Origin of the sequence: Frigidibacter albus, from assembly GCF_009908165.1 — a bacterium.
Lineage (GTDB): Bacteria > Pseudomonadota > Alphaproteobacteria > Rhodobacterales > Rhodobacteraceae > Frigidibacter > Frigidibacter albus.
The window spans coordinates 295,001-319,768 of the sequence record NZ_JAAAUC010000002.1 but is presented as its reverse complement, the minus strand read 5'-3'; the positions used below and the strand labels follow the sequence as shown (position 1 = coordinate 319,768).

The 24,768-nt window shown below is 68.9% G+C and carries 22 protein-coding genes and 1 pseudogene; 14 read left to right on the top strand and 9 right to left on the bottom strand.

Annotated elements, in window-relative coordinates:
- Positions 1-103 precede the first annotated feature (103 nt).
- The 6 genes from lptF to rsmA all read left to right on the top strand — a co-directional run bounded on the left by lptF (position 104) and on the right by rsmA (position 7,743).
- Positions 104-1,240 carry an LPS export ABC transporter permease LptF gene (gene lptF, locus GVY41_RS04050; RefSeq protein WP_161343470.1) on the top strand — a complete coding sequence of 379 codons (1,137 nt, stop codon included), beginning with the start codon at positions 104-106 and terminating at the stop codon, positions 1,238-1,240.
- Positions 1,237-2,331 carry an LPS export ABC transporter permease LptG gene (lptG, locus tag GVY41_RS04045; RefSeq protein ID WP_161343471.1) on the top strand — a complete coding sequence of 365 codons (1,095 nt, stop codon included), beginning with the start codon at positions 1,237-1,239 and terminating at the stop codon, positions 2,329-2,331. Before lptF ends, lptG begins: the two co-directional genes overlap by 4 nt.
- A complete protein-coding gene (locus GVY41_RS04040; RefSeq protein WP_161343472.1) occupies positions 2,331-4,520 on the top strand; it encodes an LPS-assembly protein LptD in 2,190 nt (729 codons plus the stop codon). The genes lptG and GVY41_RS04040 overlap by 1 nt, the downstream gene beginning before the upstream one ends.
- Before the next feature lie 55 nt (positions 4,521-4,575).
- Positions 4,576-5,814, top strand: a complete 1,239-nt coding sequence (locus GVY41_RS04035; RefSeq protein WP_161343473.1) for a peptidylprolyl isomerase — start codon at positions 4,576-4,578, stop codon at positions 5,812-5,814.
- A 2-nt stretch (positions 5,815-5,816) separates the two neighbouring features.
- Positions 5,817-6,797 (top strand): 4-hydroxythreonine-4-phosphate dehydrogenase PdxA, encoded by a 981-nt coding sequence (gene pdxA / locus GVY41_RS04030; RefSeq protein ID WP_161343474.1) that lies wholly within the window; start codon positions 5,817-5,819, stop codon positions 6,795-6,797.
- A gap of 103 nt (positions 6,798-6,900) precedes the next feature.
- Positions 6,901-7,743, top strand: a complete 843-nt coding sequence (gene rsmA, locus GVY41_RS04025) for a 16S rRNA (adenine(1518)-N(6)/adenine(1519)-N(6))-dimethyltransferase RsmA (RefSeq protein ID WP_161343475.1) — start codon at positions 6,901-6,903, stop codon at positions 7,741-7,743.
- Positions 7,744-8,659: 916 nt separating this feature from the next.
- Here the strand turns inward: rsmA and GVY41_RS20680 are convergent.
- The 5 genes and pseudogenes from GVY41_RS20680 to speB form a co-directional block, all read right to left on the bottom strand.
- Positions 8,660-8,921: pseudogene (locus GVY41_RS20680) on the bottom strand (DUF4167 domain-containing protein); the annotation flags it as partial.
- 289 nt (positions 8,922-9,210) lie between these two features.
- Positions 9,211-10,041, bottom strand: coding sequence for a peptide chain release factor N(5)-glutamine methyltransferase (prmC, locus tag GVY41_RS04015; protein WP_161343476.1), 831 nt, complete (start codon positions 10,039-10,041; stop codon positions 9,211-9,213).
- Between the two features lie 88 nt (positions 10,042-10,129).
- The gene (gene prfA / locus GVY41_RS04010) at positions 10,130-11,191 is read right to left on the bottom strand and encodes a peptide chain release factor 1 (protein ID WP_161343477.1); all 1,062 of its coding nucleotides are present in this window, start codon (positions 11,189-11,191) and stop codon (positions 10,130-10,132) included.
- Positions 11,192-11,236: 45 nt separating this feature from the next.
- Positions 11,237-11,668: a DUF1499 domain-containing protein gene (locus tag GVY41_RS04005; RefSeq protein WP_161343478.1), complete on the bottom strand. Its 432-nt coding sequence runs from the start codon at positions 11,666-11,668 to the stop codon at positions 11,237-11,239.
- Positions 11,665-12,630, bottom strand: coding sequence for an agmatinase (gene speB, locus GVY41_RS04000; RefSeq protein WP_161343479.1), 966 nt, complete (start codon positions 12,628-12,630; stop codon positions 11,665-11,667). The genes GVY41_RS04005 and speB overlap by 4 nt, the downstream gene beginning before the upstream one ends.
- 187 nt (positions 12,631-12,817) lie before the next feature.
- Between speB and GVY41_RS03995 the strand changes: the two genes are divergently transcribed.
- Positions 12,818-14,170: an NAD(P)/FAD-dependent oxidoreductase gene (locus tag GVY41_RS03995; protein ID WP_161343480.1), complete on the top strand. Its 1,353-nt coding sequence runs from the start codon at positions 12,818-12,820 to the stop codon at positions 14,168-14,170.
- Here GVY41_RS03995 and GVY41_RS03990 read toward each other — a convergent pair.
- Positions 14,167-15,330, bottom strand: a complete 1,164-nt coding sequence (locus GVY41_RS03990) for a M20 aminoacylase family protein (protein ID WP_161343481.1) — start codon at positions 15,328-15,330, stop codon at positions 14,167-14,169. The genes GVY41_RS03995 and GVY41_RS03990 overlap by 4 nt on opposite strands.
- Before the next feature lie 61 nt (positions 15,331-15,391).
- Between GVY41_RS03990 and mazG the strand changes: the two genes are divergently transcribed.
- From mazG to GVY41_RS03970, 4 genes are all read left to right on the top strand, one after another.
- Positions 15,392-16,231, top strand: a complete 840-nt coding sequence (gene mazG, locus GVY41_RS03985; RefSeq protein ID WP_161343482.1) for a nucleoside triphosphate pyrophosphohydrolase — start codon at positions 15,392-15,394, stop codon at positions 16,229-16,231.
- A 116-nt stretch (positions 16,232-16,347) separates the two neighbouring features.
- Positions 16,348-17,355 (top strand): Fe(3+) ABC transporter substrate-binding protein, encoded by a 1,008-nt coding sequence (locus GVY41_RS03980; protein WP_161343484.1) that lies wholly within the window; start codon positions 16,348-16,350, stop codon positions 17,353-17,355.
- 108 nt (positions 17,356-17,463) lie between these two features.
- Positions 17,464-18,405 (top strand): nucleoside hydrolase, encoded by a 942-nt coding sequence (locus GVY41_RS03975; protein WP_161343486.1) that lies wholly within the window; start codon positions 17,464-17,466, stop codon positions 18,403-18,405.
- A gap of 135 nt (positions 18,406-18,540) precedes the next feature.
- Positions 18,541-19,977 (top strand): protein adenylyltransferase SelO, encoded by a 1,437-nt coding sequence (locus tag GVY41_RS03970; RefSeq protein ID WP_161343488.1) that lies wholly within the window; start codon positions 18,541-18,543, stop codon positions 19,975-19,977.
- Between the two features lie 6 nt (positions 19,978-19,983).
- Here the strand turns inward: GVY41_RS03970 and GVY41_RS03965 are convergent, their stop codons facing one another.
- Entirely contained in the window at positions 19,984-20,646 is a 663-nt protein-coding gene (locus tag GVY41_RS03965; RefSeq protein WP_161343490.1) for a DUF2238 domain-containing protein, read from the bottom strand.
- 52 nt (positions 20,647-20,698) lie between these two features.
- Between GVY41_RS03965 and GVY41_RS03960 the strand changes: the two genes are divergently transcribed.
- On the top strand, positions 20,699-21,421 hold the full coding sequence (locus GVY41_RS03960) for an endonuclease/exonuclease/phosphatase family protein (protein WP_161343492.1): 723 nt from the start codon (positions 20,699-20,701) through the stop codon (positions 21,419-21,421).
- On the opposite strand, the gene GVY41_RS03955 is transcribed toward GVY41_RS03960, so the two are convergent.
- Positions 21,390-22,301, bottom strand: a complete 912-nt coding sequence (locus tag GVY41_RS03955) for a DMT family transporter (protein WP_161343494.1) — start codon at positions 22,299-22,301, stop codon at positions 21,390-21,392. The two genes, GVY41_RS03960 and GVY41_RS03955, sit on opposite strands and share 32 nt — an antisense overlap.
- Before the next feature lie 197 nt (positions 22,302-22,498).
- On the opposite strand from GVY41_RS03955, the gene GVY41_RS03950 reads away from it, so the two are divergent.
- Together GVY41_RS03950 and eno are read left to right on the top strand one after the other, a co-directional pair.
- Positions 22,499-22,945, top strand: a complete 447-nt coding sequence (locus GVY41_RS03950) for a Fur family transcriptional regulator (protein WP_161343496.1) — start codon at positions 22,499-22,501, stop codon at positions 22,943-22,945.
- Complete coding sequence (gene eno / locus GVY41_RS03945; RefSeq protein WP_161343498.1) at positions 22,942-24,219, top strand: phosphopyruvate hydratase; 1,278 nt, start codon at positions 22,942-22,944, stop codon at positions 24,217-24,219. Before GVY41_RS03950 ends, eno begins: the two co-directional genes overlap by 4 nt.
- 27 nt (positions 24,220-24,246) lie before the next feature.
- Here eno and GVY41_RS03940 read toward each other — a convergent pair whose 3' ends face one another.
- Positions 24,247-24,663, bottom strand: a complete 417-nt coding sequence (locus GVY41_RS03940) for a globin domain-containing protein (RefSeq protein ID WP_161343500.1) — start codon at positions 24,661-24,663, stop codon at positions 24,247-24,249.
- Positions 24,664-24,768: the final 105 nt, after the last annotated feature.

Genomic DNA, 24,768 nt, shown 5'->3' with positions numbered 1-24,768 from the left:
TTGCCGGACACTAGCCCGCCCGCCCGGGCTTGGCCAGATACCAGTTTTCCCGGCCCGGCGATTGGGCTAGGGAGGGGCCAGACCAGCGGGGGAGACAGCACAGGTGTCCAGATTCGACAGATACCTGCTGTCGCAACTGCTGACGCTGTTCGGCTTCTTCTCGCTCGTGCTGGTCTCGGTCTACTGGATCAACCAGGCCGTGCGGCTGTTCGAACAGCTGATCGCCGATGGCCAGTCGGCCTGGGTCTTCCTCGAATTCAGCCTGCTGACCTTGCCCAACGTGATCCGCATGGTGCTGCCGGTCTCGGCCTTTGCCGCCGCGGTCTATGTCACCAACCGCCTGTCTGCCGAAAGCGAGCTCGTCGTGATGCAGGCGACCGGATTCTCGCCCTGGCGGCTGGCGCGGCCGGCCCTTGCCTTCGGGCTGATCGTGGCGCTGCTGCTCTCGGTGCTGACGCATGTGCTGGTGCCCGCCAGCCGCACCGGGCTTGCCGAGCGGCGCACCGAGATTGCCGAGAACATCACCGCGCAATTCCTGGTCGATGGCAGTTTCCAGCACCCGGCGGCGGGCATCACGCTTTACATCCGCGAAATCACCCTCAACGGAGAGTTGCTGGACATCTACCTGTCCGATGCGCGGGCCGAGACGCAGACCACCACCTATACCGCCGAACGCGCCCTGCTGATCCGGGCCGAGACCGGGCCCAAGCTGGTGATGTTCGAGGGCATGGCCCAGACCCTGCAGGCCGAGGGCAACCGCCTGTTCGTGACCCGCTTCGACGATTTCACCTATGACATCGGCGCGCTGATCACCGAGGCCGGTACCCGCCGCCGCGATCTGCGCGAATTCTCCACCCAGGCGCTGCTGTTCCCCACCCCCGATCTGATGGAGATCACGCGCCAGCCGCGGGAGGTATTCCTGGCCGAGGGGCATTCGCGCTTTGCCCAACCGCTGACCGCCGCCATCTTCGCGGTGATCGGCTTCTCGGCGCTGTTGACCGGCAGCTTCAGCCGGTTCGGCGTCTGGCGGCAGATCGGGGTGGCGGTGGTTCTGCTGATCGTGGTGCAGATGCTGGCCAATGTCGGGGCGAGCGCCGCGCAGAGCGACGAGGCGCTGTGGCCGCTGGTCTATCTGCCGGTGGTGGTGGGCTCGGCGCTGACGGCGGGCCTGCTGTGGCTGGCCGCCCGGCCGCGGCGGATCGGCGGGCGACGCGGCCCCGTGGCGGAGGCCGCGGCATGACCCTTTCCTTCTATATCGCGCGCCGCTTTGCCACCATGTTCCTGGGCGTCTTCGGCGTGTTCTTCGGGATCATGTTCATGGTGGACATGGTCGAGCAGGTGCGGCGCTTTGAAACAGGCGGCGGGCTTGGGGCGGCGGCCTGGCTGGCGGCGCTGAACGTGCCGGCGGGGCTTTATCACATCTTGCCGCTGGTGGTGATCCTGGCGACCATCGCGCTGTTCCTCGCCCTCGCCCGCTCGTCCGAACTGGTGGTCATCCGTGCCGCCGGCCGATCCGCCCTGCGCACGCTGGTGGCGCCGGTGGTTACCGCGCTGCTGATCGGCGCGCTGGCGGTGGCGGTGATGAACCCCATCGTCGCCGCCACCTCGAAACAGTATGAGGTGCAGGCCTCGCGCTACAAGCTGGGCGAGCAGTCCGTGCTGTCGATCAGCCGCGAGGGGCTGTGGCTGCGCCAGGGCGGGCCCGAGGGCCAATCGGTGATCCGCGCCGACCGCGCCAACCTCGACGGGACAGAGCTGTTCGGTGCGACCTTCCTGTCCTTCGCGCCAGAGGCCGGGCCGACCCTGCGGCTGGAGGCGGAAAGCGCCCGGCTGGCGGATGGCGCCTGGACCTTGCAGAACGTCAAGGAATGGCAGTTGGGAGAGGCCGAGAACCCCGAGCGCGACGCGCAGTTCCATGACACGCTGACCGTGCCGTCCGACCTGACCGCCGACCGCATCCGCGACAGTTTCGGCACCCCCTCCTCGATCCCGATCTGGGACCTGCCGGCCTTCATAGGCGGGCTGGAGGCGGCGGGCTTTTCGGCGCGCAAGCACGCGGTCTGGCTGCAGATGGAACTGGCTCTGCCGCTGCTGCTGGCCGCAATGGTGCTGCTGGGGGCGGGCTTCACCATGCGCCATGCCCGCTTTGGCCGTACTGGCGTGATGGTGCTTTTTGCGATGGGCGCCGGTTTCGCAATTTTCTTCCTGCGCAATTTCGCGCAAGTGTTGGGAGAGAACGGGCAGATTCCGGTGGCGCTTGCCGCCTGGAGCCCGCCAGCCGCGGCGGTGCTGTTCTCGCTTGGGCTGTTGCTGCACCTGGAGGATGGCTGATGCGCCGCGCGTTCAAGGCCCTTGCCGCCACCCTGGCGCTGAGCGTGTCGCCGCTGGCGCTGAGCCTGTCGCCCCTTGCGGTGGCGCAGGCGCAAGGCACCGAGGCCCCCGCCACGCTGGTCGCCGACACCGTGTTCATCGATGCCGAGGGGCGGCTGACGGCGGCCGGCTCGGTCGAGGTGTTCCACGGCAGCGCGCGGATGACCGCCGGCAGCCTGGTCTATGACCCCACCACCGAACGGCTGCAGATCGAGGGGCCGATCACCCTCGTCGAGAATGGCGGCGCGACGATCCTTCTCGCCTCGGCGGCCGAGCTGTCGGCCGACCTGACCGATGGCATCCTCACCGGCGCGCGGATCGTGCTGGACCGCCAGCTGCAGATCGCCGCCGCCGAAATCTCGCGGGTATCAGGCCGCTACAACCGCGCCACGCGGGTGCGCGCCTCGTCCTGCGAGGTCTGCGCCAGCAACCCGATCCCATTGTGGGAGATCCGCGCCAGCCGCGTGGTGCATGACGAGGTGGGCCAGCAGCTCTACTTCGACAATGCCCAGTTCCGGGTGGTCGGCGTGCCGGTGTTCTGGTTCCCGATGCTGCGGATGCCCGACCCGACACTGGACCGCTCGCCCGGGTTCCTGATCCCCAGCATCCGCACCACCACCGGCCTCGGCACCGGGATCAAGCTGCCCTACTTCATCCCGATCGGCGACAGCCGCGACCTGACCGTCATCCCCTATGTCTCGACCAGCGCGACGCGGACGGTGGAACTGCGCTATCGCCAGGCCTTCCGCACCGGCAGCATAGAGATGAACGGCGCCGTCAGCCGCGACGATCTGGAGGACGGCACCCGCGCCTATCTCTACGGCACCGGAAGCTTCGCCCTGCCCCAAGGCTACCGGCTGAATTTCGGGCTGGAGACGGTGTCGGACGAGGCCTATCCCAGCGATTACGGGCTCGACAACAAGGACCGCCTGGAAACGGGGGTGGAGATCACCCGCACCCGGCGCAACGAATATATCATCGGCCGCGTGGTCAATTACCGCTCGCTCCGCGATAGCGAGGACAATTCGACGCTGCCGACGCTGATCAGCGACGTGACCTGGCACCGGCGCTTTGCCCCGGCGCTGATCGGCGGCGAGGGCGGGCTGCGCTTCCAGACCCACAGCCACCGCCGCTGGTCGGACGAGGAGACCGACGCCAATGGCGACGGCGTGGTCGATGGCCGCGATGTCGCCCGCGCCTCGATCCGGGCCGACTGGCGGCGCAACTGGGTGATGGACAACGGCATGCTCTTTGCCGGCCTGACCGAGATCACCGCCGATATCTACCGTATCAGCCAGGATCCGGCCTATGACCGCAACGTCACCCGGGTGATCCCGGCGGCGGCCGTCGAGCTGCGCTGGCCGTTCATGCGTGCCGGCACCGCAGGCGGCGCCTCCTGGGTGGTCGAACCGGTCGTGCAGGTCGGCTGGAGCCCCGAGAGCGCCGCCGATGACGTGGTGCCCAACGAGGATTCCGTGCTGGTGGAGTTCGACGAGGGCAACCTCTTCTCGCTCGACCGCTTCCCCGGCGCCGACGCGCATGAGGCCGGGCTGCGCGCCAACCTTGGCTTTTCCGTCACCCGGCAGGCCAGCGATGGCAGCTCGCTCGGGCTGACGCTGGGGCGGGTGGTGCGGCCCGAGAACCTTGGCCAGTTCAACACCTCCAGCGGCCTCGATGGCGCCACCTCGGACTGGCTGCTGGCCACGCAATATGCCGGGGCCGGCGGGCTGACCGTCACCAACCGCGCGATCTTCGACGATGACCTCGACCTCTCGCGTGAGGAATTGCGGCTGTCCTGGCGCACGGACAGCTATGGCATCGGATCGTCCTATATCTGGCTCGAGGAGGATCTGGCCGAGGCCCGCACCGTTCCGACCTCGGAATGGACGCTGGACGCAGACTGGGCGATCACCGATGCCTGGGCTGCCGCGCTGGAAACCCGCTATGATTTCGAGGCGGAAAGGGCCGCCCGCGCCGGGCTTGGCCTGCAATATGCGACCGAATGCGTCACCTTCGATCTTTCCCTCTCGCGCCGCTTCACATCCTCGACTAGTGTACGCCCCACCACCGATATCGACCTTTCGGTGGTGCTGAACGGCTTCGGCTCGGGCAATCGGGCAGTTGCGGCGCGCCGCAGCTGCGGCGGCTGAGACCCGGCAAGGCGCGGACGGCAACGACAGGATCAGAGCAGGACGGACCCGACCGATGCGCAATTTCCTTACATTTCCGGCCCTCGCGGTTGCGGCCTTCGCTTTTTGTTCGGCCCCGGCCCTTGCGCAGGGCGGACAGTTCGCCGCGCAGGTCTTCGTCAATGACAGCGCGATCACAGATTTCGAGCTGCAGCAGCGCCGCCTGTTCCTGACCCTGCTGAACGCCCCGCCCGAGATGATCGAGGGCGCGCTCGACGCGCTGATCGATGACCGGCTGCGCTCCGACGCCGCCAAGTCGATGGGCATGGAGGCGAATGCCGAGCAGGTGACGGCGGGGATGGAAGAATTCGCCAGCCGCGCCAATCTGACCGCCGAGCAGTTCGTGGCCGAGTTGCAGAAGGCCGGGGTGTCGGCCGAAACCTTCCGCGATTTCGTGGCCGCCGGCATCGTCTGGCGCGACGTGGTGCGCGCCCGCTTTGCCGGCCGCAGCCGCGTCACCGATGCCGAGGTCGAGACCGCGATCACCGAGCAGGGATTTGGCGACGAGATCCCGCAGGGACCGCGCGTGCTGCTGTCCGAGATCATCATCCGCCGCGCCCCCGAAGAGGATGCCCGCGCCCGGATCCTGGCCGAGCGCGTGGCGGTGATCGCCACCACCGAGGCCAGCTTTGACACCGCCGCCCGGCAGTATTCGACGGCCGCGACGCGCGAAGAGGGCGGCCAGCTGGACTGGATGGCGCTGAACAGCCTGCCCGATCAGGTGCGCGGCCGCGTTGCCGCCCTGTCGCCCGGTCAGATTTCCGCCCCGGTTCAGGTCAGCCCCGGCGCCTATGCGATGTTCCTGCTACATGAACGCGCCGATGCGCCCTCCCCGCTGCCCGCGGGCGTCGAGGCGCTGGAATATGCCCAGATCCTGCTGCCCGGCGGGCGCTCCGAGGCCGCGCTGGCCGAGGCGGCGAAGCTCCGCGCCCGGGTGGATACCTGCGATGACCTTTATGGCGTGGCCAGCGGCGTCTCGGCCGACCGGCTGCTGGTGCAGACCCAGCCCTCTTCGGCGCTGCCCGCCGATCTGCGCGCCGAGCTGTCGCGCCTCGATCCCGGCGAGATCTCCACCGCGCTGACTCGCGGCGATGCGCTGATGGTGCTGATGCTGTGCTCGCGCGGGCCGCTGCTCGATACCAAGACCGTGCCGCGCGACCAGGTTCGCGCCCGGCTGCAGAACGAGCGGCTGGTGGCCTTCGCCGAGGCCTATATGGCCGAGCTGCGCGCCGAGGCCTCGATCCGGTACCCGTGAGCATGCCCCGCACCTTGCCGGTGGCCCTGACCTGCGGGGAACCCGCCGGCATCGGCCCCGAGATCGCCGTCAAGGCCTGGGAGCATCTGCGCGCCCGGTTGCCGTTCTTCTGGATCGGCGATCCCGCGCATCTGCCGCAGGGCGCCCCGCATCAGCTGATCGACGCGCCGGAAGATGCTTTCTCGGTCGCCGGCCACGCGCTGCCGGTGCTGGCGCATCCCTTCCCCGCCGCAGCCGTCCCCGGCACGCCGACGCCGCAGAATGCCGCCGCGGTGATCGAAGTGATCGCCCGCGCCGTGCAGCTCGTCGGGCGCGGTCAGGCCGCTGCCGTCTGCACCGCGCCGATCTCCAAGAAGGCGCTGAAGGATGGCGCTGGTTTCGCCCATCCCGGCCATACCGAATACCTTGCGCATCTGGCGGGGGTCGACCGGGTGGTGATGATGCTGGCCTGCCCCGACCTGCGGGTGGTGCCGGTGACGATCCATGTCGCGCTGTCCGAAGTGCCGCGGCTGCTGACCGCCGAGCTGCTGTCGGACACGATCCGCATCACCCATGCCGCGCTGGAGCGGGATTTTGGCATCGAAGGCCCACGCATGGCCGTGGCGGGCCTCAACCCCCATGCCGGCGAGGGCGGCGCCATGGGCTTCGAAGAGATCGACCGCATCGCCCCGGTGATCGCGGCGCTGCGCGCCGAGGGATATGCCGTCTCGGGCCCGCTGCCCGCCGACACCATGTTCCACCCGGCCGCGCGGGCGAAATATGACGCGGCGATCTGCATGTATCACGATCAGGCGCTGATCCCGATCAAGACGCTGGATTTCGCCGGCGGGGTGAACATCACGCTGGGGCTGCCCTTCATCCGCACCTCGCCCGATCATGGCACCGCCTTCGACATCGCGGGCACCGGCGTCGCCGATCCCTCCAGCCTGATCGCGGCGCTGCGGATGGCGACAGACATGGCTGCGGCCCGGGCTTCGGAATGATCGCCCGCGCGCGGGTGGAGAGGCCGGGGGTTTTCCACCCCCGGACCCCCGGAGGATATTTCAGCCAGCAAGAAGTTGCAGGGTTTTCGGGCGGGGCGTTCTGATGGCAACGATCGACGGGTTGCCGCCTTTGCGGGACGTGATTGCCACGCATGAGCTGAGCGCGAAGAAGCAGCTGGGGCAGAACTTCCTGCTGGACCTGAACCTGACCGCCAAGATCGCCCGGCTGGCCGGCGATCTGGCCGGGCATGACGTGCTGGAGGTCGGCCCCGGCCCCGGCGGGCTGACCCGCGGGCTGCTGGCCGAGGGCGCGCGCCATGTGGTCGCGGTGGAAAAGGACGCGCGCTGCCTGCCGGCGCTGGCCGAGATCGCGGCGGCCTATCCCGGGCGGCTGACAGTGCTGCACGGCGACGCTTTGGACATGGACCTTGCGCCGCATCTGACCGCGCCCTGGAAGGTCGCGGCGAACCTGCCCTACAATGTCGGCACCGAGCTTTTGGTGCGCTGGCTGACGCCGCCCGCCTGGCCGCCGGCCTGGTCCAGCCTGACGCTGATGTTCCAGAAGGAAGTCGCCGAGCGGATCGTGGCCAAGCCCGGATCGAAGGCCTACGGGCGGCTGGCGCTGCTGGCGCAGTGGCGCTGCGACGCGCGGATCGTGATGACGCTGCCGCCCGAGGCCTTTACCCCCGCGCCCAAGGTGCATTCGGCGGTGGTGCATCTGACCGCCCTGCCCGCGCCACGCTTTGAAGCCGATGGCGCGGTGCTGAACCGGATCGTGGCGGCGGGCTTCAACCAGCGCCGCAAGATGCTGCGCGTCAGCCTGAAGGGCGTGTCCCCGGGCATCGAGGCCAAGCTCGAGGCGGCCGGCATCCCGCCCACCGCGCGGGCCGAAGAGATCGGGCTGGAGGCGTTCTGCCTGCTGGCGCGGATCGTGGCGGCGGGCTGAGGCGCAGGGAGGCGCTTTCGCCAAACATCGCGCATGGAAAAGGCCCCCGAAAGGGGGCCTTGTCGTTCATATCAGCAGAGCACCGATCACTCGGCCGAGGAGGTATCCTCGGCGCGCGCGCTGCTGTCCTCGGCCGGCTTGGCACGGGGCTTGCGCGGGGCGCGGGGCTTGGGTGCCTTCACGGGTTCCGCCTCGGGCTGCGCCAGACGGGTCAGCTCGCGCCGCACATCCGTCGGCTCGGCGGCTGGCACGGGCTGCGGCTGTTCGGCCTTCGGCTCGGCGGCACGGGGGTCGGCACGCGGCTCGGCTGCGACCTCGCCCTGAGGCTTGGGGCCCCGCGGCGCGCGGCGTTCGCCCTGCGGAGCGCGCTCGCGGCGCGGCTGCTGCGGGCGCATTTCCGGCGTTTCCACCAGGCCGCTGTCTTCACCATCCTCGCGCGGATCGGTCATCGGCTCGGCCGCGCGCTCGCGCTGCGGCCGGTCATTGCGCTGCTCGCCGCGCGGGTCACGGGTCCGGTCCTGCTGGCCGCCCTGGTTGCGGTCCTGCTGACCCCGGTCCTGCTGGTTGCGGTCCTGCTGGTTGCGGTCCTGCTGGTTGCGGTCCTGCTGGTTGCGGTCCTGCTGGTTGCGGTCCTGCTGGTTGCGGTCCTGCTGGTTGCGATCTTGTTGACCCCGGTCCTGCTGGCCACGGTCCTGCTGGCCACGGTCCTGCTGGTTCCTGTCCTGCTGGCCACGATCCTGCTGCTGGCCCCGGTCCTGCCCCCCGGCATCGGCGTAGCGCTCTTGCCCGCCATTGCCATTCTGGCCGCCACCGTTCTGACCACCGTTCTGGCCACCGTGTTGGCCATTCCCGTTCTGGCCCTGCTGCGGCTGCTGCTGGCCCGGGTTATACCCCGGTTGGCCGCCCTGCTGGGCGCGCTGCTCCTGGCCCATCTCGCGCGTCGCCTCGCCCAGCATCCGCGTGTAATGCTCGGCGTGCTGCAGGAAGTTCTGCTCGGCCACGCGGTCATTCGACAGCTGGGCATCGCGCGCCAGCATCAGGTATTTGTCGATGATCTGCTGGGGGGTGCCACGCACCTTGCCCTCGGGTCCCGAACTGTCGAAGACGCGGTTAATGATATTGCCGAGCGTGCGCTGACGGTTCGACTTGGAACGCGAACGGGACTTGGATGATCTCATGTGCTTTCGCTTGTTGCGAGCCTTGGCGGCTTTGTGGACGCGCCATTCGTCTGGCTTTTGCGGCTGACAGCCCCGGCCGGTTTCCCTGCTTCGGCCCGGCGCATCCGAACGTGATGGTTGCGCGGAAGAACGGGCGATGCGGTGGTGGCGGAGCGCGCGGGGGGCCTTGTTGCCCCTCCGTCACAAGGCCTGTGTAAGCATGGCACCGGGCATGAGGCAAGCAGAAACTTGGGAAAAGCGCGCAAAACGCCGTGTTCTTGCGAAGAATGCGACGCATCGCCGCGGAACGTCAGGGCGCCTCGGCGCTGACGACCCGGTCGCGACCGTCCAGATCGGGCAGCACCCGGATCTGGCTGAGCCCCGCCGCCGCGAACAGCGCTGCCACCGCCGCGCCCTGCGCGGGCCCGATCTCGACCAGCAGCCGCCCGCCCGGCGCCAGATGTCCGCCTGCCCCCGCCGCAATGGCGCGGTAGGCGTCCAGCCCGTCACCGCCCGGGGTCAGCGCCAGATGCGGCTCCCAGTCGCGCACCTCGGGGGCCAGCGAGGCCATCTCACACTCGGTGATATAGGGCGGGTTCGACACGATCAGATCGAAGCGCCCCTCCACCCCGGTGAACCAGTCCGAGGCCACGAACTCCACCCGATCCGCCAGCCCCAGATCCGCGGCATTCCCCGCCGCCACCGCCAAAGCCGCCTGCGACAGGTCCGTGCCCCCCCCCCGCGACGCCGGCCGTTCCGCCAGCAGCGTCAACACGATGCACCCAGTGCCGGTGCCAAGGTCCAGCACCCGGGCAAAGGGCCGCTCCAGCGCCGCCGCGATCAGGCATTCCGTCTCGGGCCGCGGGTCGAGCGTGTCGCGCGTCACCCGGAACGCCCGGCCCCAGAACAGCCGGCTTCCGGTGATCTGCGACACCGGCTGCCGCGCCGCCCGCGCCGCCACCGCAAGCTCGAACGCTGCCGCCACTGAGGGGCTCAGCGCTTCCCCAAGGTGCAGCAGCAGCCGATCCGCTCCGATCCCCATCGCGTGCGCCAGCAGCCGCCGCGTATCCCGCGGCGCATCCGCCACCCCCGCCGCGGCAAGCCGCGCCACAGCCGCGCGAAGCGCCTCAGCCCCGGTCACGACCTCGTGCCCTTTGCCTTTTCCCAAATATCCCGGGGGGAGTCTGCGCAGCAGACGGGGGGCAGCGCCCCCCTGCCCGGCCAGCCGCTCACGCCCCCGCCTCCAGCGCCGCCAGCTTCTCGGCCTGATCCTGCGCCACCAGCGCGTCGATGATCTCGGCCAGATCGCCGCCCATGATCCTGTCCAGCGAATAGAGCGTCAGGTTGATGCGGTGGTCGGTCATCCGCCCTTGCGGGAAGTTGTAGGTGCGGATCCGCTCGGACCGGTCGCCAGACCCGACCTGCGCCTTGCGGTCGGCGGCGCGGGCGGTGTCCATCCGGCTCCGCTCCAGATCGTAAAGCCGGGCCCGCAGCACCGCCATCGCATTGGCGCGGTTCTGGTGCTGGGATTTCTCGGAACTGGTCACCACGATGCCCGTCGGGATATGCGTCAGCCGCACCGCCGAATCGGTGGTGTTGACATGCTGGCCGCCGGCGCCGCTGGCGCGCATGGTGTCGATGCGGATGTCGGTTGCCGGGATGTCGATATCCACCTCCTCGGCCTCGGGCAGCACCGCCACCGTCGCCGCCGAGGTATGGATGCGCCCGCCGCTTTCGGTTTCGGGCACCCGCTGCACCCGGTGCACGCCGGATTCGTATTTGAGCCGGGCAAAGACCCCCTCGCCCTCGATCCGCGCCATCGCCTCCTTGACGCCGCCAAGCTCGGTTTCCGACAGTTCCAGCATCTGGAAGCGCCAGCCCTGCGCCTCGGCATGGCGCTGATACATGCGCAAGAGATCCCCGGCGAACAGCGCCGCCTCCTCGCCCCCCGTGCCCGGACGGATCTCGAGGATCGCCGGGCGCGCATCGGCGGCATCGCGCGGCAGCAGCGCCAGGCGCAGGCGGTCCTCCATGCCGGGAATGCGCGCCTTCAGCACCGGGATCTCGTCCTCGGCCAAGGCCCGCATCTCGGGATCGGCCAGCATCGCCTCGGCCTCGGCCAGATCGGTCACCGCCTGCCGCCAGGCGGCGATCTCAGTCACCACCGGCTTCAGTTCGGAATATTCCCGGCTGAGGATGGCAATCTCGGCCGGGCTGGCGCCGGCATTCAGCTTCGCCTCGAGAAACTCGAAGCGGCGGGTGATCTGGTCAAGGGTGTCGGTCGGCAACATGGCGGCCGGTGTAGCGCAAGCGCGACGCGGGGGGAAGCGGCGCCGCTACTCCAGCGCGTCGCGCAGGGCCTGCATCCGCGCGGCGTTGACCCCGAAATCCGACGCCCCGAACCGCGCCCGCGACAGCGCCGCGAAGGTCGCCCCGCGGTCGGCGGCGAGGGTGCGCACGGTGACGTAGTCGGGAAAGCCCAGAAGCCGCGAGCGCGCGATGTAGGTGACGAAGCCGCCCTTCGGCTCCCCCGCCAGCCGCGTCACCCGCGGCATCGCCAGCAGCGCCGCGTCGATGCGCGCGGCAAGGGTGGCGGGGTCTTCGGCGGTCACGATCTCTCCCGGCGGAATCCGCGCGAAGTTCGGGCTGCCGGGGTCGCGCGCGGTCAGCGGGTTCACATGCCAGCGCCCCGGGTCCGAAGGCGCCAGCCGCACCCAGGCCAGCCCGCCAAGCGCCATCAGGACCAGCAGAACAAGGGTGAACCTCATCGCCCGGCCTTGCGCCAGCAATACATCGCCAGCAGCTCATAGGCGACATGCGCCCCGGCAATCGCGGTGGCGCCGGTGGTGTCATAGGGGGGCGAGACCTCGACCACATCCCCCCCGACAAGGTTGATCCCGGCCAGACCCCGCAGCATCGCCGCGGCCTGCCAGCTGTGGAGCCCGCCCCAGACCGGCGTGCCGGTGCCGGGCGCGAAGGCGGGGTCGAGCGCGTCGATGTCGAAGGTGAGGTAGGTGGGATGATCGCCGAGGATGCCGCGGATCTTCTCCACCGCCGCCGCCGGCCCCCGCTCATGGACCTCGCGCGCGTCGATGATGTGCACACCCAGCGTATCGGGGTTGTCGGTGCGGATGCCCACCTGCACCGAGCGCGCGGGATCGATCAGCCCCAGCTTCACCGCCTTGTAGAACATGGTGCCATGGTCGATGCGGGTCATGTCGTCATCCGCCCAGGTGTCGGAATGGGCATCGAAATGCAGCAAGGACAGGGGCCCGAACTTCTCGGCATAGGCCTTGAGGATCGGGAAGGTGATGTAGTGATCGCCGCCAAGGGTGATCGTGCCCGGCCCTGCCGCCAGGATGGTGCGGATATGCGCCGTGAGGGCACCCGGGAAGTCGGCGACCTTGGCGTAATCGAAGGCCAGGTCGCCATAATCGACGATGCTGAACTCGGTCAGCGGATCGAAGCCCCAGCCATAGGGCGGATCGAAGGCCTGCAGGGTGCTCGCCTCGCGGATCGCGCGCGGGCCGAAGCGGGTGCCAGGGCGGTGGGTCACCGCCTGGTCGAAAGGCACGCCGGTGATGGCGAGATCGGCGCCGGCCAAGTCCTTCGTGTAGCGCCTGCGCAGGAAGCTGGTCGCGCCGCCAAAGGCATTCTCGAAGGCGAGCCCGCGGGTTTCGGCGCGCGTGAAGGCCAGATCGACCTGGGTTTTGGCGTCTTCAAGGGCCATGCTGTCCTCCTGTCCGTGGTGCGAAGACCTCGGCCTGCTCGTGGTGCGGAGTCAAGCGGGGAGTTGGAAGCAAGAGGGGGGGCGCTGCCCACATGAACGTTCAGAAGGGGGGCGCTGCCCCCCGGCGGGCCTTGGCAGGCCCGCTCCCCCCGGGATATTTGGAAAAGGCAAAGGGGAAGGGGTGGCGGTGCGACAGTTCTATGAGGCGGCGGCCTATGATCCGGCCTGGCCGGGGAGCCATTGGGCGGGGACGGCGCCTTTGCCGGCGTTCGGGCCGCTTCAGGGCGAGGCGCGGGCGCAGGTGGCGGTGATCGGCGCGGGGTATGCCGGGCTGAATGCGGCTCTGGCGCTGGCGCGCGGGCATGGCATGGACGTGGCGGTGCTGGAGGCGGCGCAGCCGGGCTGGGGCGCCTCGGGGCGCAATGGCGGGTTCTGCTGTCTGGGCGGGGCCAAGCTCGACGATGCGGCCGTGGTCGCGCGGCACGGGATGCAGGGGGCGCGGGACTGGCGGGCCTATCAGCGGCGGGCAATTACCCATGTCGCGGCGCTGCTGGAGGCGGAGGAGATTGACGCGCGCCAGGGGCCGCAGGGCGAGGCGCTGCTGGCGCATTCGCCTGCCGCCTTTGCCGCGCTGCAGGCGGGGGCCGAAGCGGAGGCAGCCCTGCATGGCGCTGCGCCGCGGCTTATCCCGGCGGGCGCGCTGGCGGAGCAGGGGCTGGCCGGGCCGGGCTTCTTTGGCGCGGCGCTTGGGGCGGAGGGATTCCCGCTGGACCCGATGCGCTATGTGCAGGGGCTGGCGCAGGCAGTCTCTGGCGCAGGCGCGCGGATCTGGGGCCAGAGCCCGGTGACGCGGCTGGAGGAGGTAGCGGGCGGCTGGCGGCTGACCACGCCCTCCGGCAGCCTGACCGCGGCCAAGGTGCTGATCGCCGGCAATGGCTATGCGCCCGAGGATCTGCAGCCCTGGCTTTCCGGCCGCACCCTGCCGGTGTTCTCGGCCATTCTTGTCACCCGGCCACTGACTGCGGAGGAGCGCGCGGCGCAGGGGTTCACCTCGCCGCTGATGAGCTATGATTCGCGGCATCTGCTGCATTACTTCCGGCATCTGCCGGCCGATTCTTCAGGGGGCGGCCGCTTCCTCTTCGGGATGCGCGGCGGGCTCTCGGCCCGGCCCAAGGCCGAGGCGGAGACTCTCGCCCGGCTGCGCAAGCATTTCGAGGCGCTGTTTCCGGCGTGGCGCCATGCACAAACCGAAACCGCCTGGTCGGGATTGGCCTGCCTCACCGGCAGCCTCGCACCCTATGTCGGCCCGGTCCCCGGCGCGCCAGGCCTCTTCGCCGCCTTCGGCTGGCATGGCAACGGCGTCGCCGCCGCCTCGCTTGGCGGGGCCGAGGTGGCGCGGCTGATCGTTGGAGCGCCGACGACCCTGCCCGCCCTCCTCACCACGCCCCCACGCCGCTTTCCGTTGCCGAGCCTCCGGCGCCTCGCCCTGCGCGCGGCCTACACCGCCTATGCCCTGCGCGATGGGCCCCTGCCGCGTTAACCCAGCGGCAGCGCCCGTTCCACCAGCCGCGCGAAGAAGCTGGCCCCGACCGGAGCCGCCTCGTCGTTGAAGTCGAAGCCGGCGTGATGCAGCCCCGCCCCCGGCCCGGTGCCGAGGAAGAGATAGGCCCCCGGCCGCGCCTCAAGCATGTAGCTGAAATCCTCGGCGCCCATTTCCTTGGGCGCATCGGCCAGCACTGCCGCCTCGCCGGAAATCTCGCGCGCCACCTCGGCGGCAAAGCCCGCCTGCGCCGCGTGGTTCACCGTCGGCGGATAGCCCCAGTCATACTCCACCCGCGCCGCGACCCCATAGGCCGCCGCGTGGCCCTCGACAATCGCATGGAACCGCGTCTTCGCCAGCGCCCGCACCTCGGGGGTGAAGCTGCGGATGGTGGCGCAGAACCAGGCCTCCTCGGGGATGATGTTGCTGGCGGTGCCGGAGTGGATCTGGGTGACCGAGATCACCAGCTCATCGAGCGCATGCACGTTGCGCGACACCACGGTCTGCAACGCGCCGATCATCCCCACCGCCGCCGGGATCGGGTCCACCGTTTCATGCGGGGTGGCGCCGTGGCCACCCTTGCCGGTCAGGTACACCCAGGCCGTATCCACCGCCGCCATCAGCGCGCCGGGCGCGGTGTGGAAATGGCCGAAGGGCGTGTTGGGGCTGTTGTGGATGCCGTAGACCTCATGGATGTCGAAGCGGTCCATCATCCCGTCTTCCACCATCGCGAGGCCACCGCCGCCATCCTCTTCCGCCGGCTGGAAGATCAGCGCCACCCGGCCCGCAAAGCGCCGCGTTTCCGCCAGGTATTTCGCCGCCCCCAGCAGCATGGTGACATGGCCGTCATGCCCGCAGGCATGCATCCGCCCCGGCACGGTGGAGGCATAGGGCTTGCCCGTCGCCTCCACGATCGGCAGCGCGTCCATGTCGGCGCGCAGGCCCACGGTCGGCCCCGCACCGCTGCCGTTGATTATCGCCACAACGCCGGTGCGCCCGATCCCCTCATGGATCTCATCGACGCCAATCTCGCGCAGCCGCTCCACGATGAAGGCCGCCGTCTCATGGCACTCGAATCCCAGTTCGGGGTGCTGGTGCAGGTGCCGCCGCCAGGCGGTCATCTGGGGGGCGTAATCGGCGATCCGGTTCAGGACGGGCATGGTGGACACTCGCGGGCGGTTTCTGCTAGGCGCAGATGACGCGATCTTGCAGGCATCCGCAATGACACACCCCTCCCAAATTTCCGACGCCCTCGTCCATGACTCCGAGGGCGGGTTGCCGCGCCTGCTAGAAATCATGGCCCAGCTGCGCGACCCGGAAACCGGCTGCCCCTGGGATCTGGTCCAGACCTTCGCCACCATCGCGCCCTATACGATCGAGGAGGCCTATGAGGTGGCGGACGCCATCGAGCGGCAGGCCTGGGCCGAGCTGCAAGGCGAGCTTGGCGACCTGCTTTTGCAGGTGGTCTATCACGCCCAGATCGGCGCCGAGGCGGGGCATTTCGACTTTCACAGCGTCACCAGGGGCGTCGCCGACAAGATGGTCGCCCGCCACCCGCATGTGTTCGGGGACGAATCCCGCGACAAGTCCGCCGATCAGCAGACGGTGGACTGGGAGCGGATCAAGGCCGCCGAGCGCGCCGCCAAGGCCGAGACCGGCGTTCTGGACGGTGTCGCCCCCGGCCTGCCGGCCCTGCTGCGGGCGCTGAAGCTGCAAAAGCGCGCGGCGCGGGTGGGGTTCGACTGGCCCTCGACCACCGAAGTGCTGGACAAGGTCGTCGAAGAGGCGCGCGAGCTGGTCGAGGCGAAGGACAGCCTGACGCAGGACGAGGTGGCCGAGGAGATGGGTGACCTCTTGTTCGTCATGGCCAACCTCGCCCGCCACCTGCAGGTCGATCCCGAGGCCGCCCTGCGCGCCGCCAATGCCAAGTTCATCCGCCGCTTTGCCAGCATCGAGGCGGCGCTGGCCAAGGGCGGCCGCCGCCCCGAGGACAGCACACTGGCGGAAATGGACGCGCTGTGGAATGCGGCCAAGGCGGCCGAAAAGGCGGCGAAGGGCTGAGGCCAGCCCCCGGCTCTGACCGCCACGCAAAATTCATGAGAGCTTCACTCAGGTATTGACCGGCGGCGCGCGTTGCGGCTTAAGCATTCCTGACGCTTTTACTCTGGAGGAATCTCATGTCGTTCCGTCTTGCCCTTCTCGCCACGGCTGCCACTGCAATCGCCGCCCCGGTCCTGGCCGATGAAGTGAATGTCTATTCGCATCGCCAGCCCGAACTGGTGCAGCCGCTGTTCGACGCCTTCACCGCCGAGACCGGCATTCCGGTCAACGTCGCCTTCGTCGACAAGGGCATGGTCGAGCGACTGACCGCCGAGGGAGACCGCTCGCCGGCCGATCTGGTGATGACCGTCGACATCGCCCGCCTGTCGGAAGTGGTGAATGCCGGCGTGACGCAGGCTGTGACCTCGGATGCGCTGAACGCCGCGATCCCCGCCGAACTGCGCGATCCCGAAGGCCACTGGTTCGGCCTGACCAGCCGCGCCCGCATCGTCTATGCCAGCAAGGAGCGCGTCGCCGATGGCGAGGTGACCACCTATGAGGATCTGGCCGATCCGAAATGGCAGGGCCGCATCTGCACCCGCCCCGGCACCAACGACTACAACGTGGCGCTGGCCGCCGCCTATCTCGCCCATCACGGCGAGGAAGAGACCCGTACCTGGCTGGAAGCCGTGAAGGGCAACCTGGCGAAAAAGCCCGAGGGCAATGACCGCGGTCAGGTCAAGTCGATCTGGTCGGGCGAATGCGACATCAGCCTTGGCAACACCTATTACATGGGCCAGATGCTCGCCGATCCCGAGCAGCTGCCTTGGGCGGAGTCGGTGCGCATCGTGTTCCCGACCTTTGCAGAGGGCGGCACCCACCTCAACATCTCGGGCGTGGCGATGACCAAGTCGGCCCCGAACAAGGACGCGGCGCTGCAGCTGATGGAATACCTCGCCTCGGACGCGGCGCAGGAAATCTATGCCGAAACCAACAACGAATTCCCGGTCAAGCCGGGCGTCGCGCGGTCCGAGCTGGTGGCAAGCTGGGGCGAGTTCACCCCCGACACGCTGAGCCTGATCGAGATCGCCAAGCTGCGCCCCGCCGCGCTGAAGCTGATCGAAGAGGTTAACTTCGACGGCTGACCCGTTGAAATTACTGCACAAAGGCGGCCTCCGGGCCGCCTTTTTCATGCGCTCCCTTTACTTCCGCGCCGGCCCTCGTCACCCTGCGCGCGAAATCCCGGAGGACGCATGACCAAACCGCGCAAGATCATCATCGACACCGATCCGGGGCAGGATGACGCCGTGGCGATCTTGCTGGCGCTGGCCAGTCCCGAGCTGGATGTGCTGGGGCTGACCTGCGTCGCCGGCAACGTGCCGCTGCCGCTGACCACCCGCAACGCAAGGGTGATCTGCGAGCTGGCCGGGCGCCCCGAGATGAAGGTCTTCGCCGGCTGCGAGCGCCCGCTGACCCGCCACCTGATCACCGCCGAACATGTGCATGGCAAGAGCGGCCTCGACGGCACCAACCTGCCGGACCCGGCAATGCCGATGGAGGAGGGCCATGCGGTGGATTTCCTGATCGACACGCTGCGCGCGCAGACCCCGGGATCGGTGACGCTCTGCGCGCTCGGCCCGCTCACCAACCTCGCCACCGCCTTCCAGCGCGCGCCCGACATCGCCAGCCGCGTGTGCGAAGTGGTGCTGATGGGGGGCGCGTATTTCGAGGTCGGCAACATCACCCCGGCGGCGGAATTCAACATTCATGTCGACCCGGAAGCCGCTGAAATCGTGTTCAAAAGCGGCGTTCCTCTGGTGGTGATGCCCCTCGACGTGACCCACAAGGCGCTGACTACTCGCGCCCGCGTCGAAGCCTTCCGCGCGCTTGGCACGCCGGTGGGCCATGCCGTCGCCGGCTGGACCGATTTCTTCGAGCGTTTCGACATGGCGAAATACGGCAGCGAGGGCGCGCCGCTGCATGACCCCTGCACCGTCGCCTATCTGCTGCAGCCGGACCTGTTCTCCGGCCGCCATATCAATGTGGAAATCGAGACCCGCGGCGAGTTCACCGCCGGCATGACCGTCGCCGACTGGTGGCGGGTGTCGGGCCGCCAGCCCAATGCGATGTTCATGGGCGATCTGGATGCGGCGGGGTTCTTCGCGCTGCTGACGGAGCGGATTGGTCGGCTGTAGCAAGAGGGGGGCGCTGCCCCCCGTCTCCTTCGGAGACTCCCCCCGGGATATTTTTGCCAGCAAGAATGGGGAAGGGGCGCGGGGTTTTCCACGGCCGGTTCCATGCCCATATCGAGGGGCCAGAGGAGATGTGCGATGACCCTGACCCTGCCTTTCGACAACAGCTATGCCCGGCTGCCCATCCGGTTTCATGTGCGCCAGGCGCCCACGCCGGTGAAGGCGCCGGGGCGGATTGCGGTGAATGTGGGCCTGGCGCGGGCCTTGGACCTCGACCCCGAGGCGCTGGCGTCGGCCGACGGGGTGGCGATGGTCGCGGGTAATCTGGTGCCGGGGGGCGCGGAGCCGCTGGCGCAGGCCTATGCCGGGCACCAGTTCGGCGGCTGGTCGCCGCGACTTGGCGACGGGCGCGCGCTTCTGCTGGGCGAGATCGTCAGCCCGCTCGGGCGGGTCGATCTGCAACTGAAAGGCTCCGGCCCCACCCCCTTCTCGCGCCGCGGCGATGGGCGGGCCTGGCTGGGGCCGGTCCTGCGCGAATATCTGGTGTCGGAGGCGATGGCGGCGCTTGGGGTTCCGACGACGCGGGCGCTGGCGGCGGCCACCACCGGCGAGAGCGTGATCCGCGACGGGCGCGCCCTGCCCGGCGCGGTGCTGCTGCGGGTGGCGGCGAGCCATATCCGCGTCGGCACCTTCCAGTTCTTCGCCGCGCGGCAGGATACCGAGGCGCTGCAGCTGCTGACGGATCACGTGATCGCGCGGCACTATCCCGTTGCCGATGGCCCACTGGCGCTGCTTGATGCCGTGGTGGCAGCGCAGGCGCGGCTGATCGCGGAATGGATGGCGCTTGGCTTCATCCACGGGGTGATGAACACCGACAACATGGCGGTGTCGGGCGAGACCATCGACTATGGCCCCTGCGCCTTCATGGACGAATACCACCCGGACACCGTGTTCTCGTCCATCGACAGCCAGGGCCGCTATGCCTATGCCAACCAGCCGCAGATCGCGGTCTGGAATCTCGCGCAACTGGCCAGCTGCCTGCTGCCGCTGATCGCGGGGTCGGAAGGGTCCGAGGCAGCGGCGGTGGAGGTGGCGACCGCCGCGATCCACCGCTTTGCCGAGATCTATCAGGCTGCGTGGATTGCCAAGTTCGGGGCGAAGCTGGGGCTGACCACCCCCACCGAATCCGACCGGCCGCTGATCGAGGCGCTGCTGACCCGGATGGCGGTGGAGCGCGCCGATTTCACCCGCACTTTCCGCGGGCTCGCCGAGGGGCGGGCGCGGGACGAATTCCTGGACCCCGCCGCCTTCGACACCTGGGCCCCCGGTTGGCAGTCCCGGCTGGCGCAGGACGCGCCGGGGGCCGAGGCGCGGATGGCGGGCGTCAACCCCGCGATCATCCCGCGCAATCACCGGGTGGAGGAGGCGATCGTGGCCGCCACCGCGGGCGACTTCGCCCCGTTCCATGCGCTGAACGCCGCGCTGGCCGCGCCCTATGACGCCGCGCAGGACGATCCCCTGCGCGCCGCGCCCTGGCCCGAGCAGCGGGTGCAGCGCACGTATTGCGGCACCTGAGCGGCGCTATTTGCGCAGGCGCCGGAACAGCTGGCGGTTCTTCTGGATGAACTCGTGGAGCACGCCGGTGAAGCCGCCGAGTTGCCGGCCCTTGAGGAACAGGAACCCCGAGAAGGCGCCGAAGGACCCGCCGATCACATCGACGATCAGGTCCCACATCGTATCGACCAGGCCGGATTTTTGCATGTTCAGCCCGAAGGTCTGGTCCATGAAGAACTCGAAAATCTCCCACAGCGCGCCGATGGTGACGGCGAAGCTGAAGGCGATGAAGGCCATCGCCCAGGCGGGGGCGGCATAGCGGTCGCCCTCGAACATGGTGAACACGAACAGGAAGCCGATCAGCCCGAAGCCAAGCGCCGAGCCGCCATGCAACATCACGTCCCACCAGGCGTAGCGGTTGTAGAAGTCGAAGGCCTCGCCAAGGAAGATCGTCGCATAGATGAAGATCACGATCCCGGCGAAGAACGACATCGGCAGCTGCACCCCGATGCGCCGCACGAACAGGATCGGCGCCAGCGACAAAAGGAACGTCGCCGCCGCGATGAAGGCCAGCGACCAGTTCAGCGTCGCCGCCGCGACGATGAAAGCCAGTGCAAGACTCGCCCATATGAGTTGCACCACATAGGGCTGCCTGCGGAATTTCGCCCTCCAACTGCCGGTCTCGGCCATCTTCTTCCCCTGCCCGCTTTTTCCGGCTGTCGTCCGGTCTTATATCAACGATATGCGCACCCGACTTGCCAGCTACAATATCCGCAAATGCCTTGGCTCCGACCGGCAACGCCTGCCGGGGCGGACCCTTGACGTGATCAACGCCCTGTCCGCCGATGTGGTTGCGCTGCAGGAGGTCGACCGGCGCTATGCGCCGCGGCCCTTCGCGCTGCCCCCGGGCCTGATCGCGGCGCAGACGGATTTTGCGCCCGTGGATGCGGCGCAGTCCCCCGAGAGCCTTGGCTGGCATGGGCAGACGGTGCTGCTGCGCCGGGGGCTGGTGGCTCAGCGCATCGAGCGGCTGGAGCTGCCGGCGCTGGAGCCGCGCGGCGCGCTGGCGGTGGAGGTGGCGGGGGGCGGCGCGCCCTACCGCGTGGTCTGCGTGCATCTGGGGCTGATGCGGCGCTGGCGGCGGTTGCAGCTGGCGGCGATCCGGGAGGCACTGGCAGGCCACGCGGACATGCCTACGGTAATCCTTGGCGATTTCAACGAATGGTCGGTCTCGGGCGGGATGGAGCCCTTGACCGACGCCTTCCACGTCCATGCCCCCGGCCGCAGCTTCCCGGCGAGCCAACCCATTGGCCGGCTGGACCGGGTGGCGCTTGGGATGGGGCTGCACCTCTTGGATGCGGGCGTGCTCGACACGCCGCTGGCGCGCGTTGCCTCGGACCATCTGCCGATCTGGGCCGATGTGCGGATGGACGCTAAAGCGCGACAGCCCGCCGCGGCCGGTTGATCAGCACGATCCCCACCGCCACCAGCACCAGCGCGCCGATCAGCGACAGGCCCACCTGCTCGCCCAGAAGCGCCCAACCCAGCCCGACGCTGAACACCGGGCTGAGGAAGGAAAAGCTGGCGACGCCCGAGACAGGGTAGACCGACAGCAGCCACAGCCAGAACATGAACCCGGCGGAGACCACGGCGACGGCGTGGAAGACCAGCCCGGCGATGTGGACAGGTTGCAACTCGCGGATCAGCGGCCCGAACAGCGGCGCCGCGATCAGCAGCACCGGGGCCGAGACCAGCACCTGCCAGAACAGCTGCATCTCTGGCCGCTCACCCCGCAGCCGGGTCGCGCGGGCCATCAGCGCGGTGGCGGCCCAGCCGATGGCGGCGCCAAGCGCGCAGAGATCCCCCAGAAGGCTTGGCGCCTGCCCCGGGGCGGGTGCGCCTGCCGCCCGGTCGAGCAGCGCCCAACTGACCCCCGCCAGCGCCAGCGCGAGGCCCACCGCCTTGGCCGGGCCGATCCGCTCCCCCGGCATCCACAGATGCGCGCCGATCGCCATCCAGACCGGCATCGAATAGAACAGGATCGCGCTGCGGGTGACGGTGGTCAGGTCCAGCGCCAGGAACAGCAGCAGGAACTCGGCCGAGAAGCACAGGCCGATCAGCAGCCCCGGCACCGCCATCGCGCGGCTCAGCCGCGGCGGGCGGCCGCGCCAGGCCATGAAGGCCCAGAGGCACAGCACTGCGAGGGCCGAGCGCGCCCCGGCAAAGAACACCGGCTGCAACCCCTCGTTCACCAGCTTGATCACCACCTGGTTGATGGCCAGGAACAGCGCGAACCCGGTCAGCGAGACCGCGCCAAACATGTCGATCCGGTCCTTGCGCTGCATGGCGGTCCTCCCCCCGCAGCTCTAGCCCGCCCCGCGCACGGCTGCAAACCCGCCCGCGACATGAGGCTTTGCGCCCGCGACCCCGACCAACCGACTGGCCCCGGCGGCAGGTTTGCGCAAACACCGGGGATGCAGGGCTTTTCGCGCGCGCACAAACCGCGTAAACCCCGGCACAAGAGGCGGTGGAGGCAAGGCGCATGGCCCAGGACAGCGGCGAGAACGGCGCACAGACGATCATCGCCCGCTGCGAGGCGCGGGGCCTGCGGCTGACCGAACAGCGCAAGGTGATCGCGCGGGTGCTGGAAGGCGCCGACGACCACCCCGATGTCGAGGCGCTGTACAACCGCGCCTGCGCCATCGACCCCAAGATCTCTATCGCCACGGTCTACCGCACCGTGAAGCTGTTCGAGGAATCGGGCATCCTCGACCGGCACGAATTCGGCGACGGGCGCGCCCGCTATGAGGACAGCACCCGCGACCACCACGACCACCTGATCGACATGCAGACCGGCGAGGTGATCGAGTTTCTCGATCCCGACATCGAGGAACTGCAAGACAGGATCGCACGCAAACTTGGATACGCGCTGAAGGGCCACCGGCTGGAGCTTTACGGCGTACCACTGACACGGAAGGACAGGACATGAGCACGATCATCGACATCCACGCGCGGGAAATCCTCGACAGTCGCGGCAACCCCACGGTCGAGGTGGATGTGATCCTCGAAGACGGCACCATGGGCCGCGCCGCGGTGCCCTCGGGCGCCTCGACCGGCGCGCATGAGGCGGTGGAAAAGCGCGACGGCGACGCCTCGCGCTACTTCGGCAAGGGCGTGCTGGATGCCGTCGCTGCGGTGAACGGCGAGATCGCCGAGAACCTGGTGGGCGAGGACGCGACCGAGCAGGTGATGCTGGACCGCATGATGATCGAGATGGACGGCACCCCGAACAAGGGCCGCCTCGGCGCGAACGCGATCCTCGGCGTGTCGCTGGCGATTGCCAAGGCGGCCGCCGATTTCACCTCGCAGCCGCTCTATCGCTACGTCGGCGGCACCGCCGCGCGGGTGCTGCCGGTACCGATGATGAACATCATCAACGGCGGCGAACATGCCGACAACCCGATCGACATCCAGGAATTCATGATCATGCCGGTCGCCGCGCATGACATCCGCGGCGCGATCCAGATGGGGTCGGAGGTTTTCCACACGCTGAAGAAAGAACTTTCGGCAGCCGGTCTGTCGACGTCTATCGGCGATGAGGGCGGGTTTGCGCCCAACATTAGCTCCACCCGCGAAGCCCTTGACCTGATTATGAAATCCATCGAGAAGGCTGGCTACAAACCGGGCGAGGATATCTATCTGGCACTGGACTGCGCGGCGACGGAGTACTTCAAGAACGGCTCGTATGTCATGGCAGGGGAAGGAAAAACCTTCTCTGCCGGTGAGAATGTCGACTACCTCGCCGCGCTTTGCGCCGATTACCCGATCATCTCGATCGAAGACGGCTGCTCGGAAGACGACTGGGAGGGCTGGAAGCTGCTGACCGACCGGCTTGGCAACAAGATCCAGCTGGTGGGCGACGACCTGTTCGTCACCAACCCCGAGCGTCTGGCCCGCGGCATCAAGGAAGGCTGCGCCAACTCGCTTCTGGTCAAGGTCAACCAGATCGGCACCCTGACCGAGACGCTGGACGCGGTGAACATGGCCAACCGCGCCCGCTTTACCAGCGTGATGAGCCACCGCTCGGGCGAGACCGAGGACACGATCATCGCCGATCTGGCCGTCGCCACCAATTGCGGGCAGATCAAGACCGGCAGCATGTCGCGGTCGGACCGGCTGGCGAAATACAACCAGCTGATCCGCATCGAGGAAATGCTGGGCGAAACCGCCGAATATGCCGGCCGCAGCATCCTGCGCAGCTAAGCGCAGGGGCCGCGGCCCCCGCTTGCATCAGGCAAGATGCCCGCTGGCGACAAGCTGGCGGGCAACCTCGGCATAGGCGGCGCGCCAGGCGGCCTCGGCCTCGGGCGTGAACTCCGGCCCGAACTCCGCCTGCAACGTTTCGATCAGCGCCTCGCCCATCGGGGCGAAATGCTCGGCCTGCACCCCGAGCGCGGCATGGCCCCGGCCCAGTTCGGCCAGCCGATCGGCCAGCATCTCGGGCGTGTCGAGCGCATCGACGACCAGCCCAAGCGTCGCCATGAACCGCATCCCCTGCCCGGCCAGATCGTCGCGGAACATCGGCCGCAGGTCGGGACGGCGGCGGAAGAACGCCTCGTAGAAGGCCAGCGAGGCGGGTTGCATGGCATGGCGCAAGCGCGCGAACCCGTCTTGGATCTGCGTCTTCTGGGGGTCGGACAGCGGCATGGGGGTTCTCCGGGGTGATGGGGGACGGGGCAAGCCTGCGGGCGGTCCCGCGCGGCTGCCTTGATCCACGTCAATCGCTGCCCACCGCACGGCGATTGTCACCGG

Excerpts from the sequence above, each read along its gene's own strand:
- GVY41_RS03975 (WP_161343486.1), top strand. The coding sequence starts at position 17,464 with ATGACCAAACCGCGCAAGATCATCATCGACACCGATCCGGGGCAGGAT.
- GVY41_RS03940 (WP_161343500.1), bottom strand. The coding sequence starts at position 24,663 with ATGCCGCTGTCCGACCCCCAGAAGACGCAGATCCAAGACGGGTTCGCG.
- GVY41_RS03960 (WP_161343492.1), top strand. The coding sequence starts at position 20,699 with ATGCGCACCCGACTTGCCAGCTACAATATCCGCAAATGCCTTGGCTCC.
- GVY41_RS03965 (WP_161343490.1), bottom strand. The coding sequence starts at position 20,646 with ATGGCCGAGACCGGCAGTTGGAGGGCGAAATTCCGCAGGCAGCCCTAT.
- GVY41_RS03990 (WP_161343481.1), bottom strand. The coding sequence starts at position 15,330 with ATGCCCGTCCTGAACCGGATCGCCGATTACGCCCCCCAGATGACCGCC.
- eno (WP_161343498.1), top strand. The coding sequence starts at position 22,942 with ATGAGCACGATCATCGACATCCACGCGCGGGAAATCCTCGACAGTCGC.
- GVY41_RS03970 (WP_161343488.1), top strand. The coding sequence starts at position 18,541 with ATGACCCTGACCCTGCCTTTCGACAACAGCTATGCCCGGCTGCCCATC.
- GVY41_RS03950 (WP_161343496.1), top strand. The coding sequence starts at position 22,499 with ATGGCCCAGGACAGCGGCGAGAACGGCGCACAGACGATCATCGCCCGC.
- GVY41_RS03980 (WP_161343484.1), top strand. The coding sequence starts at position 16,348 with ATGTCGTTCCGTCTTGCCCTTCTCGCCACGGCTGCCACTGCAATCGCC.
- GVY41_RS04005 (WP_161343478.1), bottom strand. The coding sequence starts at position 11,668 with ATGAGGTTCACCCTTGTTCTGCTGGTCCTGATGGCGCTTGGCGGGCTG.
- speB (WP_161343479.1), bottom strand. The coding sequence starts at position 12,630 with ATGGCCCTTGAAGACGCCAAAACCCAGGTCGATCTGGCCTTCACGCGC.
- GVY41_RS04040 (WP_161343472.1), top strand. The coding sequence starts at position 2,331 with ATGCGCCGCGCGTTCAAGGCCCTTGCCGCCACCCTGGCGCTGAGCGTG.
- prfA (WP_161343477.1), bottom strand. The coding sequence starts at position 11,191 with ATGTTGCCGACCGACACCCTTGACCAGATCACCCGCCGCTTCGAGTTT.
- rsmA (WP_161343475.1), top strand. The coding sequence starts at position 6,901 with ATGGCAACGATCGACGGGTTGCCGCCTTTGCGGGACGTGATTGCCACG.
- mazG (WP_161343482.1), top strand. The coding sequence starts at position 15,392 with ATGACACACCCCTCCCAAATTTCCGACGCCCTCGTCCATGACTCCGAG.
- GVY41_RS03955 (WP_161343494.1), bottom strand. The coding sequence starts at position 22,301 with ATGCAGCGCAAGGACCGGATCGACATGTTTGGCGCGGTCTCGCTGACC.
- pdxA (WP_161343474.1), top strand. The coding sequence starts at position 5,817 with ATGCCCCGCACCTTGCCGGTGGCCCTGACCTGCGGGGAACCCGCCGGC.
- GVY41_RS04035 (WP_161343473.1), top strand. The coding sequence starts at position 4,576 with ATGCGCAATTTCCTTACATTTCCGGCCCTCGCGGTTGCGGCCTTCGCT.
- lptG (WP_161343471.1), top strand. The coding sequence starts at position 1,237 with ATGACCCTTTCCTTCTATATCGCGCGCCGCTTTGCCACCATGTTCCTG.